Raw genomic sequence first — 14,665 nt, 5'->3', positions numbered from 1 at the left:
TATGATATTCGATAAGATAAAAGATAAAATTAATGAAGATTACGTTAGAAAAGAGGCTAACAAATCTAGACCTGAAGATATCACAGAAACCTTAGATAATCAAGAAGAAATTGATAGAAAAATGTCTACCGCAGGTGTTTTAAAAAAATACACAGAACTAGGCAAACTAATGGTGAATATGCTGAAAGATTATAAACTGGGAGTTTATAGAGATATCCCTTGGTTTACTATTGCTTCTATCGTATTTGCGCTGTTATATGTTTTGAATCCGTTAGATATTATCCCAGATTTTATTCCCGGGTTTGGTTATGTTGATGATGCTAGTGTTTTGGCACTTGCGTTACGCTTTATTGAAAGTGATCTACACAAATACTTAGACTGGAAACTCGAACAAGATTAAAACAAAAAAAGGAAACCAAATCGGTTTCCTTTTTTATTCAATAGAATTTTATCGACTATAATTTTTCTCTTTTTCTGTGACGTTCTCTTGCAAGTAAAGTATTCTTCAGCAACATCGCGATCGTCATTGGTCCTACTCCACCGGGAACCGGAGTTAAGTAAGAGGCTTTTTTCTTCACATTATCAAAATCTACATCACCTACAATCTTATAACCTTTCTGCGTAGATTCATCTGAAACTCTAGTAATCCCCACATCGATCACTACAGCGTCGTCTTTAATCATTTCAGCTTTTAAGAAATGAGGTATTCCCACCGCAATGATAATAATATCTGCTTGCGAAGTGATCTGGGTAATATTTTTTGTGTATTTATGTGTTAACGTAACTGTTGAATTCCCCGGGAAACCGCTTCTTCCCATTAAAATACTCATCGGCCTTCCTACAATATGACTACGACCAATTACTACGGTGTGCTTTCCTTTGGTAGGAATATCGTAACGCTCTAATAATTCTAAGATCCCAAACGGAGTTGCCGGAATAAAAGAGGTCATATCTAACGACATTTTCCCAAAATTGGTAGGGTGAAAACCATCTACATCTTTATCTGGATCTACTGCCATTAATACTTTTTGCGTATCGATTTGCGGTGGTAACGGCAACTGAACAATAAACCCATCGATATCATCATCTTGGTTTAATTCTTCAATTTTATCAAGCAATTCCATCTCACTGGTTGTCCCAGACATTCTTACTAAAGTAGATTCAAAACCAACGCGCTCACAAGCTTTTACCTTACTGTTTACATAGGTCATACTCGCACCATCGTTCCCTACAATAATTGCAGCTAAATGCGGCACTTTTTCTTCACGGCTTTTCATTTTTTCAACCTCTGCCGTGATTTCATTTTTAATGTCGTTACTAATTTTCTTACCGTTTAAAAGGATCATTTTATTTAATTTGAATCTGGGTAATACTAAGTTCTAAATTCTTATTATAAAAAAAGGCCGGGTATTTTGCTCCCAGCCTTGATGTTTTATTTCATTCCGCGCATCATTTGCATCATTTTCTTTCCGCCGCCGCCTTGCATCATCTTCATCATTTTACTCATTTGGTCAAACTGCTTCAATAATTGATTTACTTGCGTTACCGATGTACCGGAACCTTTGCCGATTCTGCGTTTTCTACTCGCATTGATCAATGATGGTGTAGAACGCTCTTCAGGTGTCATTGAATGAATGATCGCTTCAATATGTTTAAAAGCATCATCATCAATATCGATATCTTTCATTGCTTTTCCTGCTCCGGGTATCATACCAATAAGGTCTTTCATGTTACCCATTTTCTTCACCTGCTGAATTTGATTTAAGAAATCGTCAAACCCAAACTGGTTTTTAGCAATTTTCTTCTGAAGTTTTCTCGCTTCTTCTTCGTCGTATTGTTCTTGAGCTCTTTCTACTAAAGAAACCACATCTCCCATTCCCAAGATACGATCTGCCATACGTGAAGGATAGAAGACATCGATCGCTTCCATCTTCTCACCGGTACCAATAAACTTGATAGGTTTATTAACCACAGATTTAATAGAGATGGCCGCACCACCACGAGTATCACCATCTAATTTGGTAAGAATAACACCGTCAAAGTTTAGCGTATCGTTAAAGGCTTTTGCTGTATTTACCGCATCTTGCCCTGTCATCGAATCGACAACAAATAAGGTTTCTTGTGGCTCGATCGCTTTATGAATATCTGAAATTTCATTCATCATCGCTTCATCTACAGCTAAACGACCTGCGGTATCGATAATTACCACATTATGACCGTTTTCTTTAGCGTAAGCGATCGCTTTTTGAGAAATAGCTACCGGATTTTTTTCTTCTCGATCTGAAAATACTTCAACCCCAATTTGATCTCCTACTACGTGTAACTGATCGATCGCCGCCGGACGGTAAACATCACAAGCTACCAGTAAAGGATTCTTTGTTTTTTTAGTTTTAAGGTAATTGGCAAGTTTACCAGAGAAAGTTGTTTTACCACTACCCTGTAAACCAGACATTAAAATTACGCTAGGATTGCCTGAAAGGTTAATTCCTTCTGCATCGCCTCCCATAAGTTCGGTAAGCTCGTCTTTTACAAGCTTCACCATAAGTTCTCCCGGCTTTAAGGCCGTAAGTACATTTTGCCCTAATGCTTTTTCTTTTACCTCATTGGTAAAGTTTTTAGCCGTTTTAAAATTTACATCGGCATCTACCAATGCTCTTCTTACCTCTTTTAAGGTTTCTGCAACATTAACTTCGGTAATTTGGCCGTGCCCTTTTAATACGTGTAATGCCTTATCTAACTTATCACTTAAATTATCAAACATAATCTTTCAGTCAATTTTTGAGATTTGCAAAGTTAACGATTTGATGCATAACAATAAAAAAAGCAAGCCTAAAAATAAGCTTGCTTTTTTATAGATGTTGAAATTTTTATTGTTTGACCACTTTTTTAGTGATCGCAGTTCCTTCTGCAGCAATTAGTTTCACAAAATAAACGCCACTATTCAAGGCTGAAAGATCGATTTGTGTGGAAGTTGAAGTCAACACTTTTTGACCGGTGATGGAATAAAATTCTACATTTTCTATTGGCAATGCTGAATTATTCTGAATACTTACCACCCCACTTGTCGGGTTAGGATATAAGTTTACTTCCGCTGAAAAATCTGAAGAAGCTACTGATAACTCTTCTACAAATTCTGTAGAAACTTCATTCGTAATAATTGGCTCATTAAAATCGAAATAGATCGCTGCATCTCCGGCAATTATATCTCCTACAGCAATACCTGACTTCGGCTTTATCTTATAAGCGATATAACCTTGACTTCCCTCTACATCGGCATCTTCGTAAGGTAAATTTATACCATCAAAAACAAATTCTACGGCATTACCATTTTTTATATTTACTTGATAACTATCACTAGAAGATATCATTTGAAGGGAATTCCAATCTAAATTTGCGCTTAATGTATCTCGAATTGCTACTCTTTGAGCATTTGCTGTTCCCGTATTCTGAAAACGAATAATATAATTCAAATACTTTCCAGCGTCATCAATATGCACTTGACTGCCTTCTAACACTCGTTTATCGTTAGGGTCGTAAGAGTTAACCACTTCTTGATTTAGAATAAATTCATTATTTTCTAAATTATCATCTGTAACAGAAGGTATTACTTCAACATTAAAATCTAATATATCACCACTAGTTAGAGTTGGAGGTTGCGCGTTTAAAAATTCAACGTTTATATAATCACTTTGAAAAGGAGCTATATCTGTAAAACTAAAACTTAAGGTATTGTTTGTGGCGGTGCTTTCTGAAGGTGAAGCCTCAATAAAAGTTTGTAAATTCTCATTATAGGTAAGTAGGATCTCTCCATCTAAATCTGTTGTTCCTTGGTTAGTGATAACGATTTGATAATTGCTTGAAAAACCCGGAACCGCACCACCAATTGGTAATAATACAATTGAAGCATCATTAACTTCTGCATTCGCTTCCGCACAAAAATTTACGGTAGCTTGATTACCATAACCTGTAAAATCTACTTGCTCTGAAGCAGGTGTGAATGTAAAATTCGAGTTAGCAGAAAAAGCCGTTAGTGTATTATTTCCTTCAGTAGTATATAATGCGTAATATCCATTTGCTTGGGTTAGTGTTGCATAATCATATCCACCTACATTTGCAAAAACGAAAGTATTTGCAACCGTTGCAGCAGAAACATCATCGCAGCCTAAGCCAATATCGTACTTCACAAAGCCACTAACCAAATTAAGTTCATCATCACCAAAATTACAATTTGTTGTTATTGAAGCATTAATTTCCTGTAATTGTTGATATTCCCAAGGATTAAATATATCAATCTCATCTACGCATACTAGTTCTAAGTTAGGAGTTTCATAAAACCCTTCACCAAGACTAATATTAGACGAATTACCATTTTTCAAATTTAAATAAGTTAATTCTGTATTATCAAAAAAACTAAGCCCTATTATGTTAGGGTTTTGGGAAACATCTAACTCTGTTATTAAGTTATCATAAATATCAAAATATAGCAAGGCAACATTATTACTTACATCTATACCGGTTATAGAATTGTTTCCAAGGTATAGATATTCTAAGTTTATTAATGAGCTTACCTCAATACTAGTAATAGAATTACCATACAAATCTAAATCAGTTAAGTTTTCAAAATTCTCTAAACCTGTTGGATCGGTTATATTATAATTGGTGTAATAAAAATTTAATTGTAATTCTGTTACGGCTAAGGCTTCAGAAATCTGTATTTCTCCATCATCGTTTGTATCGATAATAGGTTCATATTCTAATAAAGCATTTTTTAAATTTTCATCAGGAAAGTCGATGTTTTGAGAATACAGGTTTTGCAAACAAATTATACAAAACAAAAAGAGAGTAATTTTTTTCATAAGAATAATGTTAGTTTCATAAATATAACAGTTTCACATAAAAAAATCCCCCTGAAACTTATTAAATAACCAAATAAAAAAAGCAAGCCTAAAAATAAGCTTGCTTTTTTTATAGTGTTGAAATTTTTATTCTTTCACCACTTTTTTAGTGATCGAAGTTCCTTCTGCTGCAATTAACTTCACAAAATAAATGCCACTACTCAAGGCTGATAGATCGATTTTCACGGAAGTTGAAGTCAGCACTTTTTGACCGGTGATGGAATAAACTTCTACATTTTCTATTTGTAATGCTGAATTATTTTGAATACTTACTACTCCACTTGTCGGGTTAGGATATAAATTCACTTCCGCTAAAAAATCTGGAGAAGCTACTGATAGGTTTTCAATGAATTCTGTAGAAACTTCATTGGTAATAATTGGCTCATTAAAATCGAAATAGATTGCTGCATCTCCAGATACTACATCTCCAACAGCAATATCTGATTTTGGCTTTATTTTATAAGCAATATAACCTTGACTACCTTCTTCATCGGCATCTTTGTAGGGTAAATCTATATTATTAAAAACAAATTCTATAGCATTACCATTTACGATGTTTACATGATAATCATTACTAGCAGAAATTATTTTTAAAGTACTCCAATCTAAATTTGCACTTAAGGTATCTCGTATTGCTACTTTTTGAGCGTTTGCCGTTCCTGTGTTCTGAAAGCGTATTATATAATTTAAATACTTTTCAGCGTCATCAATATGAACTTGACTGCCTTCTAATACTCGTTTATCGTTAGGATCGTAAGAGTTAACGACATTAAAATTTAAAATATAACTATTATTAGTAACATCATCGTCTGACGTAAAAGTTATTATTTCAGCAATAAAATTTAATTCATCTCCGGCATTTAAAGTTGGGGGTTGTGCATTTGCAAATTCAACTTCAATATGTTGTGTTTGAAAAGGTGCTAAGTTTAAAACCTCAAAGCTTAATGTATTTTCTGTCGAATTTATTTCTGTTTCAGAAGCGCTTATAAAATTTTGCAAGGTATGGTCGTAGGTTAAAACTACATTACCATTTAACACAGTAGATCCTTGGTTGGTATAAGATATTTTATAAGTAGTATTTAACCCCGGTATTGCACTGCCTAAGGGCAACATCACTATAGATAAATCGTTATACTCAACTAAGGTCTGTGCACAAAAGTTTACAGTTGCTTGATTACCATAACCTGTAAAGTTTACTTCTTGTGAGGCAGGAGTAAAGCCAAAATTTTCACTAAAGCTATTCACTCCTACAGTATTTATGCCTTCTCCTGTATATAAAATATAATTTCCGTCTTCATCTGCTAAGGTTCCATATTCAAAACCATTTACCTCAGAAACTACTAACGTATTAGGGACTGCTACCGCAGACTCATCGTTACACCCTTCACCAACATCATATTTAACCGTACCTGTAATTAAATTTGTTTGATTTTCTGTAAAATCGCAATGAGTGCTTACAGCAAACCAAGGCTCGCCCATCCATTCTTGGATATAAAAGTTTTCAAAAAAAATATCAACGTTATCTACACAAACAAATTCTACATTACCCATATCATAAAAAGGCTCTACAGAAGACATATTTTCATTATTCCCATTTTTAAGATTTAAATATGTTAATTGAGGTAACTCTAATAACGTAATTTCTGTTAAAGCAGGATTGTTAGATACATCTAAGCTAAGTAAAGGATTACCTCTAATATTAAGATAAGTTAACGCAACATTTTCTGAAACATCTATAGCACTAAGGTTATTATCATTTAGCACCAATTCTTCTAAATTTACAAGCGACGATAGATCTATCGATGTTAAGTTATTATAGCTTAAACTTAAGTAGGTAAGGTTATTGAGTGCTATTGAGGTAAAATTTGAAATATTATTAAAATTCAAGTTTAATACGGTTACATTAACAAAATTTTCGAGACCAGAAATATCTGAAATTTCTTTACTAGAAAGCATTAAATCTCCCGTAAAAGACTGGGCCTCACTAAGCTGTATCTCATTATCTGCATTTAAATCTATAGGAGGCTGGTGATATAAGAGTGAGGCTTTGAGGTTAGCATCAGGAAAACTCAAAGTCTGTGCTTGAATACCTCCTAAAAAACTTAAAAAAAATAAACTAAAAAGTAAAATTGATCTCATAATAAATTAGAATTGGTTTAACAAAAGAAAATTAAAGAAAATGGCCGTTAAAGCAACGGCCGTCTTCCCCCTAAACAAAAACAACAAAGAAATTAATACTAGCAGTTTATTTTAAAAATTTTAACCGCTTAGAATATTAAATCTTTATTTTAGAACAAGCAATTCATAAAAATTCCTACTTTCATTTAAAATTTTCTACATTTATCGCCTCGGAAAATTAAAAAATGGCCAAATCTTTAAAAGATAATGTTTGTGAAGAGCGTCTTTTTAGTAAGCTCTACAACGAGCATGCTACTCACCTGTTTAATTTTCTTTATTACAAATTTGGCGATCAACTACAACCACAAGACAAAGTACAAGAAGCTTTTGTAAAACTTTGGAAAAAATGCAAAGACGTACCACCCAAAAAAGCCAAGTCGTTTTTATTTACGGTTGCCAATAATTTAATGCTGAATGAGTATAACCATCAAAAAGTGGTTTTAAAGTATCAGCAAAAGCAAACTAAAAAAGTTAATCATCAAGACCCGCAGTTTTTAGTTGAAGAAAAAGAATACCTCGAAAAATTTCAGAATGCTTTGGCAAAACTTACCGAAGCGCAGCGCGTCGCTTTTATGATGAATCGTACTGAAGGTAAGAAACACAAAGAAATTGCAGAGATTTTGGGCATCTCACGAAAGGCAGTTGAAAAGAGAATTTATTCCGCGTTAAAAAAATTACGCGAAGATTTAAAAGAAATTTGATTTTAAGGTAGGAATAAATTAGCCTTACTTGTTTTAAAGGTAGAGCACACGAAGATGAAAGAAGAAAAACTCATACAAAAATGGTTAGATGGCGAGCTTTCTGCAGAAGAGCAACGAGAGCTTGAGCAATTAGATGCCTTTAAAGATTATCAAAAAATCGCTGAAGCTTCTACCTATTTTAAAGCGCCAACTTTTGACGCTAACGCCACTTATGAGAAAATTAAAGAAGCACAACAAAAACATCAAGCTATTAATTGGCTGAGTGTAGTTGGTAAAATAGCCGCAATTTTAATAATGGCTTTTTTAAGTTACACGATGTTTTTCACTAACTCTACCCAAGAGTTTACGACAGAAATTGCTTCAACAGAAAAAATTACACTTCCAGACAATTCATTAATCAACCTCAACGCAGGTTCACATTTATCGTTCAACGAAGATGCTTGGGAAGATCATCGTTTTATTGCTTTAGACGGCGAAGCCTTTTTTAAAGTAGCAAAAGGTGAAAAATTTACCGTAGAAACTGCTTTAGGTTCTGTAAGCGTTAAAGGAACTCAGTTTAATGTAAAACAACGCGACAATTTATTTGTAGTAACTTGCTACGAAGGTTTAGTGGAAGTTAAAACTGAAAAAGAAACGGTTTTACTCCCGGCAGGTAAAGAATTTAGACAAATAAACAATCAAAGTTTAGTTGAAAATATTTCTGCCACTACTCCTTCTTGGACGCAAGGAAAAAGCAGTTTTACCAGTACTCCGCTAAAAGAGGTGTTAAATGAATTAGAGCGCCAATACGACATTCAAATTCAAGCAAAAAACCTTACTTTTGATGCTCATCGAACCTTTACCGGAAGTTTTGTACATGACAATTTAGATCAAGCGTTGAAGGCAATCACGATTCCTTTTCACTTAACGTACAAAATCGAAGGCAGTTCTGTAAGCATTGTAGAGCGTGAGTAAAAAAAGCTACTTCATTTTTATATTTCTTATTGCTTTTTGCCATCAGCTTTTTTCACAAGAAGAAAGCCAGAACACTTTTTCGCTCACAGAATTATTACAAATACTCGAAAGTCATTCTGCATATACATTTTCTTACGCCGATGAAGATCTAAAAAACATCGAAGTTCCTGAACCGCCCAATATGCTTTCAGTGACCGAAACGATCGCTTTTTTACAAGAAAAAACCGGCTTTAAATTTACCCTCATTGGTGAACATCAAATTATTGTCGATGTTCCCATTCCTGTTGAACAAAAACCTGAAAAAATTACGGTAGAAGAACTCGACGAAGTAATTCTCACCAACGTTATTGCCAAAGGGGTTTCTAAAATTAAAGACGGAAGTTTTAAAATTAATTTTGATGAAATTGGCATTATCCCGGGACTTATAGAAAATGATGCTTTCCAAACCATTCAAGCGCTTCCCGGGGTTGAAAGTGTGAATGAGAAAGTTTCGAACATTAATATTCGTGGCGGCACCAACGACCAAAATTTAATTTTATGGGACGGGATTCGTCTGTACCAATCGGGGCATTTTTTCGGATTAATTTCAGCCATTAACCCGCATCAAAACCATACGGTGAGTTTATATAAAAACGGAACTCCGGCTACTCACGGTAATAGCGTTTCGAGTGTGATCGAGCTTTCTTCAGCAAAAAAATTAAATGATGATTTTGAAGCAGAAGTCGGTCTCACTTTTTTAAGTGCCGATGCATTTATCGATACGCCCTTAGATAAAAAATCGTCGATACAAATTGCAGCGAGAACTTCCATTAACGGCGCTTTTATTACGCCAACTTATTTGCAATATTACGACAGAGCTTTTCAAAATACAGAAATTGCCAATACCAATCAAAATGCAATAAATACAGAAGAAGACTTTAGATTTTCTGATGTTAGTTTTCGATGGTTATATCAACTTTCAGAAAAAGATCTATTGCGCCTAAATTATTTTTCTATTGCGAATGAATTGAGTTTTACTGCGGAAGAATTCAATCAAAATTCTATGGAAACCAAAGAGAGTACGCTTTCGCAAAACAGTTTGGGAATGGGCGCTTTTTACAAAAGAAATTGGACTGAAAACTTTTCAACTCAACTTCAATTATTTCATTCTAATTATCATTTAAATTCTACCAACCGCATTCTCAATACCAACACATTTTTTGAACAGGAAAATAATTTGGCAGAAACGGCTTTTAAAATTAGCTCTAAATGGAAGTTAAACGAACGTTTTGAACTCAACTCCGGTTACGAATTTTCTTCTACCACCAGTAGAGATGCTGAAGCCGATGAAGAAATCACCAACGAAGATCTTATTGAAAATCGACTAAACGTGAATAATTTATTTTCTAGTTTACGTTACCAAAGTTCTTCTCGAAAAACCTTGGTTCATCTTGGCGCTAGAATTAACTATTTTAATGATTTTGATATTCTTTTAGCCGAACCGAGACTTAGTTTTAATCAGCAATTTCTAAAGAACTTTTCTGTGGAAGTGTTGGGTGAATTAAAAAGTCAATATTTATCGCAGATCGTAAATTTTCAGAATGATTTTCTGGGGATTGAAAATCGAAAATGGCAACTCGCAGATCAATTAAATTTCCCGATCACTAAAAGTAGACAGGCTTCGATCGGTGTTAACTATCAAAAAAATAATTGGTTGGCAAGCATTGAATCGTATGTAAAAAAGGTAGAAGGCATTTCATCTCAAAGTCAAGGATTTCAAAATCAATATGAATACGCGCAAATTATTGGCGATTATAGAATTGTGGGTTTAGATATTCTTCTAAATAAAAAATTTAGAAATTTTGATGCACGCTTAAGCTATTCACTTACCGATAATGATTATTTTTTCGATGATCTCTCGGTTAACGAAATTCCGAATAACTTCGAGATCGTGAACTCTTTTACTTTTGCGACCTCGTATAGCTATAAAAATTTTAAAGCTTCCGGCGGACTTATTTGGCGAACCGGAAAACCTTTTACGCCAATTTCTGCCAATGGTTTAGCGAATAACCAGTTTGATTATGAACCGATAAACAGCAATAATTTAAAAGATTATATGCGGGTAGATATTTCGGTAAGTCAGGAATTTAAAATTCAGAAGAAATTGTTGGCTTACGCGGGTCTTTCAATTTGGAATTTGTTAGACCGTGAGAATATTATTAATTCGTATTACCGCCAAAATGATAACAATCAAATTTATTTGGTAGAGCAAAAAGCTTTAGGCTTAACCCCAAACTTTGTGTTTAGGGTTAAGTTCTAAATTTATCTTACATACGTTCTGGAACGCCTATTCCTAATAGATTGAAACCATTTTGAATGGTATTCGCAACGGCTTCAGAAAGTTGTACTCTAAACACTTTTTCTTCTTCAACTTCTGCGCCCAAAATACTTACGTTCTGGTAGAATGAATTAAATTCTTTCACTAAATCGTAGCTATAATTAGCGATTAACGCCGGGCTGTGTTGCTCTGCTGCCTGCTGAATAATTTCTGGATATTGCTGAAGTAATTTTACCAATTCACGCTCTTTCTCGTGCAATTTATAATTCGTAAGATCTGTAGCGTGATTAAAATCTGCTTTTCTTAAAATCGAACGAATTCTCGCATAAGTATATTGAATAAACGGACCGGTATTTCCTTGAAAGTCTACCGATTCCTCAGGGTTGAATAAAATTCGTTTTTTCGGATCTACTTTTAAAATGTAATATTTTAAAGCTCCTAAACCAATCGTTTTGTAAAGCTCTTGTTTCTCTTCTTCGGTATAACCGTCAAGTTTCCCTAATTCTTCAGAAATTTCTTGAGCGGTTTTGGTCATTTCTTCAATCAAATCATCGGCATCAACCACGGTTCCTTCACGGCTTTTCATTTTTCCGCTAGGTAAATCTACCATTCCGTAGCTTAAATGATATAAATGGTTCGCCCAATCAAAACCTAGTTTTTTCAAGATCAAAAACAACACTTTAAAGTGATAGTCTTGCTCGTTACCAACGGTATAAACCATTCCGTTGATCGCATAATCTTCTACACGCTGAATGGCCGTCCCGATATCTTGCGTCATATAAACTGCGGTACCATCGGCACGTAAAACGATCTTTTCATCTAAGCCTTCATCGGTTAGATCTATCCAAACGCTACCATCTTCTTTTCGGTAAAAAACGCCTTTTTCAAGTCCGTCGTTTACCACTTCTTTTCCTAATAAATAGGTATTGCTTTCGTAATAATTTTTATCGAAATCTACTCCAAGTGCCGCATAAGTTTCTTCAAAACCATCATAAACCCATTGGTTCATTTTTTCCCAAAGTGCAACGATCTCTTCATCTCCTGCTTCCCATTGTTGCAACATTTTTTGAGCTTCTAATAATAACGGAGCTTCTTTTTTGGCTTGTTCTTCAGAAATTCCCTGCTTTTGTAATTCGGCAATTTGGGTTTTATATTCTTTATCGAATTTTACGTAATAATTCCCAACCAGTTTATCACCTTTTAATCCGGTAGAATCTGGCGTTTCGTGTTGCCCAAATTTTTGCCACGCCAACATACTTTTACAAATATGAATTCCGCGGTCGTTAATGATCTGGGTTTTGTAAACCGTATTCCCCGCAACTTTCAATATTTCAGCAACAGAATAACCTAATAAGTTATTTCGAATATGCCCTAAATGCAGCGGTTTATTGGTATTTGGCGAAGAATATTCAACCATAATTTTTGGAGATTGCTCGTTGGTAGCGACACTACCATAATGCTTATCGTCTTTTATTAAATTGAAAAACTTTAAGAAATAGGCATCGCTCAAAACAATATTTAAAAAGCCTTTTACCACATTAAAACCGGCAACTTCCTCTACATGTTCTTCTAAGTATTTTCCGATATTCTCACCCAATTGCACAGGATTGGTTTTTACTTGTCGCAACATCGGGAAAACCACCACGGTTATATCGCCTTCAAACTCTTTGCGCGTAGCTTGAAATTCTACATTTTCTAATGAAACCTCGTGAAGGTGTTGTACGGCTTCTTTAACTTTTTCTGCTAATGTGTCTTGAATTGTCATCTCCTCAAAAAATTTTGAACCGCAAAGATAATTTAAAATTTAAAGCTGACTAACATCCTTAGTAGCTTTCCTGTTTTATTTGAATTTTAAGCATTTGCTAGACCTAAAATTAAGACTTATCTTTATTCAAAATCAAACTTAAAATGCATTTGTTCCCTTCCACTTTCATAAGTAAAATCATTCTTTTTAGTGGAATTATCTTTTATTTAGGTTTATTTTCTTCGGAAGAAAACACCACTAAAAAAGGAATCGATTTTTATAACGGGAATTATGAAGAAGCTCTGCAAAAGGCGAAAACGGAAGAGAAACTGGTATTTGTTTATCTTTATGCCGATTGGTGCGGCGTTTGTAAATCACTAAAGAAAAATACGCTTAAAGACAAAAAAGTCGGACAATTTTATAACGATGAATATGTAAGCTTAGCGCTAAATGCAGAAAAAGGTGAAGGCAAAAAAATTGCTAAAAGTATTGGGCTTCGCAGTTACCCAACACTGCTTTTTCTAGATGGTGGCAACGGCAGAATTTTAAACCAGGTTTCGGGGTATAAAAGTCCGATACAATTAATAAATTTAGGTAAAGTTTATACTGAATAATTTTAGTTATGCTCATTAACGTTTCTTACAATAATCCCGAACGTCGCGAAAAAATTAATGCTGAAGTAGGCAAACCTTTTTCGCTCATCGAACGTTTTAAGATGAAAGGAATCGGCTCTAATAAACTTTTTATTACCTCAACAAGTATCGAAATTCATAACCTGTTAATTCTAGATAAATATACCAATACGTGTAATATCGAAATGCGACCCGATGGGATTTTGGTTACTTTTAGATCATTGTTAGAAACCTACGCTTTGGTGATCCCATATTACAAACTCAAACTTTATAAAGGCAAAGCTGAAGAATATTCTATTTATCGAGATCAATATTTTATAAAGGTGAAAGCCGACAGCAAAAGTACTCACAACTTCATGAAAAAAGTACTCGATTTTAAAGCTAAGCATTGGAGCTCTTCTTCGCATCCTTAGACTATCGCATTTCCTGCAAGGTCTCTTTGACCTTGTAGGTAATATTATTAAAACTTCTAAACCTACAAGGTTTTTAAAACCTTGCAGGATGATAAATTCACTTTCTATAAAATCACTTTTAACTTTCAGCAAACATTCATTTAAAGAATTGCTCACATTCATCTAGATTTTAAAAATCACATTTGCGGCAAAAAAGAATGGACTTATTTATCTATGTTTTTGCGGCTTTATTTTCTGTAATCAATCCATTAGGAACGGTTCCTATTTTTGTGGGACTCACCAAAGAAGACAGCAATGCCGAGAAATCGCGCACTTCAATTTTTACGGCTATCAATATTTTTGTGATTTTATTGATCGCTTTTTTCACCGGAAAATATATTCTGAATTTCTTCGGAATTAGTATCGAATCGCTTCGCATTGCCGGCGGACTTATTATCGTATCTTCCGGTTTTGCGTTACTAACGGGAACCTTCAACAAACACAAAGGAATGGATCGTGAAAAAGTAAAAAATGATGCTTACCAACGAGAAGGAGTAGCTTTAACTCCGCTTGCGATCCCGATGTTAGCCGGCCCTGGATCTATTTCGTTTTTAATTGGTTTAAATGAAGAATACAGTGTTTTTATAGATCAACTCGTCATTGTACTTTCTATTCTAACCGTTTGTTTCGCGACATTTTTGGTGTTAAGAAGTGCTCCGTTTATTGTAAAATGGTTAGGAGCTTCCGGTATCAACGCAATTTCTAGAATTATTGGTTTTATTGTAATTGCCATCGGGATCGAGTACATCAGTTCTTCGGTAATGACGGTTTTAGGAGTTGCGTTTAGGTAAA

At 34.4% G+C, this 14,665-nt stretch carries 12 protein-coding genes; 7 read left to right on the top strand and 5 right to left on the bottom strand.

Annotated elements, in window-relative coordinates:
- Position 1 precedes the first annotated feature (1 nt).
- Positions 2–400 carry a YkvA family protein gene (locus G551_RS0109540; RefSeq protein WP_036243620.1) on the top strand — a complete coding sequence of 133 codons (399 nt, stop codon included), beginning with the start codon at positions 2–4 and terminating at the stop codon, positions 398–400.
- A 55-nt stretch (positions 401–455) separates the two neighbouring features.
- Here the strand turns inward: G551_RS0109540 and G551_RS0109535 are convergent, their stop codons facing one another.
- The 4 genes from G551_RS0109535 to G551_RS0109520 form a co-directional block, all read right to left on the bottom strand.
- On the bottom strand, positions 456–1,346 hold the full coding sequence (locus G551_RS0109535) for a bifunctional 5,10-methylenetetrahydrofolate dehydrogenase/5,10-methenyltetrahydrofolate cyclohydrolase (protein ID WP_027885366.1): 891 nt from the start codon (positions 1,344–1,346) through the stop codon (positions 456–458).
- 86 nt (positions 1,347–1,432) lie between these two features.
- Positions 1,433–2,761, bottom strand: a complete 1,329-nt coding sequence (gene ffh, locus G551_RS0109530; RefSeq protein WP_027885365.1) for a signal recognition particle protein — start codon at positions 2,759–2,761, stop codon at positions 1,433–1,435.
- 106 nt (positions 2,762–2,867) lie between these two features.
- Positions 2,868–4,856, bottom strand: coding sequence for a DUF7619 domain-containing protein (locus tag G551_RS0109525; RefSeq protein ID WP_084626394.1), 1,989 nt, complete (start codon positions 4,854–4,856; stop codon positions 2,868–2,870).
- 126 nt (positions 4,857–4,982) lie between these two features.
- Positions 4,983–7,034: a DUF7619 domain-containing protein gene (locus tag G551_RS0109520; RefSeq protein WP_027885363.1), complete on the bottom strand. Its 2,052-nt coding sequence runs from the start codon at positions 7,032–7,034 to the stop codon at positions 4,983–4,985.
- Positions 7,035–7,258: 224 nt separating this feature from the next.
- On the opposite strand from G551_RS0109520, the gene G551_RS0109515 reads away from it, so the two are divergent.
- From G551_RS0109515 to G551_RS0109505, 3 genes are read left to right on the top strand one after another with little or no spacing between them, the layout of a single operon-like run.
- Positions 7,259–7,774, top strand: a complete 516-nt coding sequence (locus tag G551_RS0109515; protein ID WP_027885362.1) for an RNA polymerase sigma factor — start codon at positions 7,259–7,261, stop codon at positions 7,772–7,774.
- A 54-nt stretch (positions 7,775–7,828) separates the two neighbouring features.
- Positions 7,829–8,728 carry a FecR family protein gene (locus tag G551_RS0109510; RefSeq protein WP_027885361.1) on the top strand — a complete coding sequence of 300 codons (900 nt, stop codon included), beginning with the start codon at positions 7,829–7,831 and terminating at the stop codon, positions 8,726–8,728.
- Positions 8,721–11,027 (top strand): TonB-dependent receptor plug domain-containing protein, encoded by a 2,307-nt coding sequence (locus G551_RS0109505; RefSeq protein ID WP_027885360.1) that lies wholly within the window; start codon positions 8,721–8,723, stop codon positions 11,025–11,027. The genes G551_RS0109510 and G551_RS0109505 overlap by 8 nt, the downstream gene beginning before the upstream one ends.
- Positions 11,028–11,034: 7 nt before the next feature.
- Here G551_RS0109505 and argS read toward each other — a convergent pair whose 3' ends face one another.
- Complete coding sequence (gene argS, locus G551_RS0109500) at positions 11,035–12,810, bottom strand: arginine--tRNA ligase (protein WP_027885359.1); 1,776 nt, start codon at positions 12,808–12,810, stop codon at positions 11,035–11,037.
- A gap of 143 nt (positions 12,811–12,953) precedes the next feature.
- On the opposite strand from argS, the gene G551_RS15635 reads away from it, so the two are divergent.
- From G551_RS15635 to G551_RS0109485, 3 genes are all read left to right on the top strand, one after another.
- Positions 12,954–13,403: a thioredoxin family protein gene (locus G551_RS15635; protein ID WP_051191350.1), complete on the top strand. Its 450-nt coding sequence runs from the start codon at positions 12,954–12,956 to the stop codon at positions 13,401–13,403.
- Between the two features lie 8 nt (positions 13,404–13,411).
- Positions 13,412–13,834 (top strand): hypothetical protein, encoded by a 423-nt coding sequence (locus G551_RS0109490; RefSeq protein WP_027885358.1) that lies wholly within the window; start codon positions 13,412–13,414, stop codon positions 13,832–13,834.
- Positions 13,835–14,031: 197 nt separating this feature from the next.
- Positions 14,032–14,664: a MarC family protein gene (locus G551_RS0109485; protein WP_027885357.1), complete on the top strand. Its 633-nt coding sequence runs from the start codon at positions 14,032–14,034 to the stop codon at positions 14,662–14,664.
- The last annotated feature ends 1 nt before the right edge of the window (position 14,665 follow it).

This window comes from Mesonia mobilis DSM 19841 (assembly GCF_000423405.1).
GTDB lineage: Bacteria > Bacteroidota > Bacteroidia > Flavobacteriales > Flavobacteriaceae > Mesonia > Mesonia mobilis.
This window is presented reverse-complemented; position numbering and strand designations above follow the sequence as displayed.

What these genes read in the sequence shown, in the direction of transcription:
- G551_RS0109490 (WP_027885358.1), top strand. Translation starts at nt 13,412, where the DNA reads ATGCTCATTAACGTTTCTTACAATAATCCCGAACGTCGCGAAAAAATT.
- G551_RS15635 (WP_051191350.1), top strand. Translation starts at nt 12,954, where the DNA reads ATGCATTTGTTCCCTTCCACTTTCATAAGTAAAATCATTCTTTTTAGT.
- G551_RS0109525 (WP_084626394.1), bottom strand. Translation starts at nt 4,856, where the DNA reads ATGAAAAAAATTACTCTCTTTTTGTTTTGTATAATTTGTTTGCAAAAC.
- G551_RS0109485 (WP_027885357.1), top strand. Translation starts at nt 14,032, where the DNA reads ATGGACTTATTTATCTATGTTTTTGCGGCTTTATTTTCTGTAATCAAT.
- G551_RS0109520 (WP_027885363.1), bottom strand. Translation starts at nt 7,034, where the DNA reads ATGAGATCAATTTTACTTTTTAGTTTATTTTTTTTAAGTTTTTTAGGA.
- G551_RS0109540 (WP_036243620.1), top strand. Translation starts at nt 2, where the DNA reads ATGATATTCGATAAGATAAAAGATAAAATTAATGAAGATTACGTTAGA.
- G551_RS0109535 (WP_027885366.1), bottom strand. Translation starts at nt 1,346, where the DNA reads ATGATCCTTTTAAACGGTAAGAAAATTAGTAACGACATTAAAAATGAA.
- ffh (WP_027885365.1), bottom strand. Translation starts at nt 2,761, where the DNA reads ATGTTTGATAATTTAAGTGATAAGTTAGATAAGGCATTACACGTATTA.
- G551_RS0109510 (WP_027885361.1), top strand. Translation starts at nt 7,829, where the DNA reads ATGAAAGAAGAAAAACTCATACAAAAATGGTTAGATGGCGAGCTTTCT.
- argS (WP_027885359.1), bottom strand. Translation starts at nt 12,810, where the DNA reads ATGACAATTCAAGACACATTAGCAGAAAAAGTTAAAGAAGCCGTACAA.
- G551_RS0109515 (WP_027885362.1), top strand. Translation starts at nt 7,259, where the DNA reads ATGGCCAAATCTTTAAAAGATAATGTTTGTGAAGAGCGTCTTTTTAGT.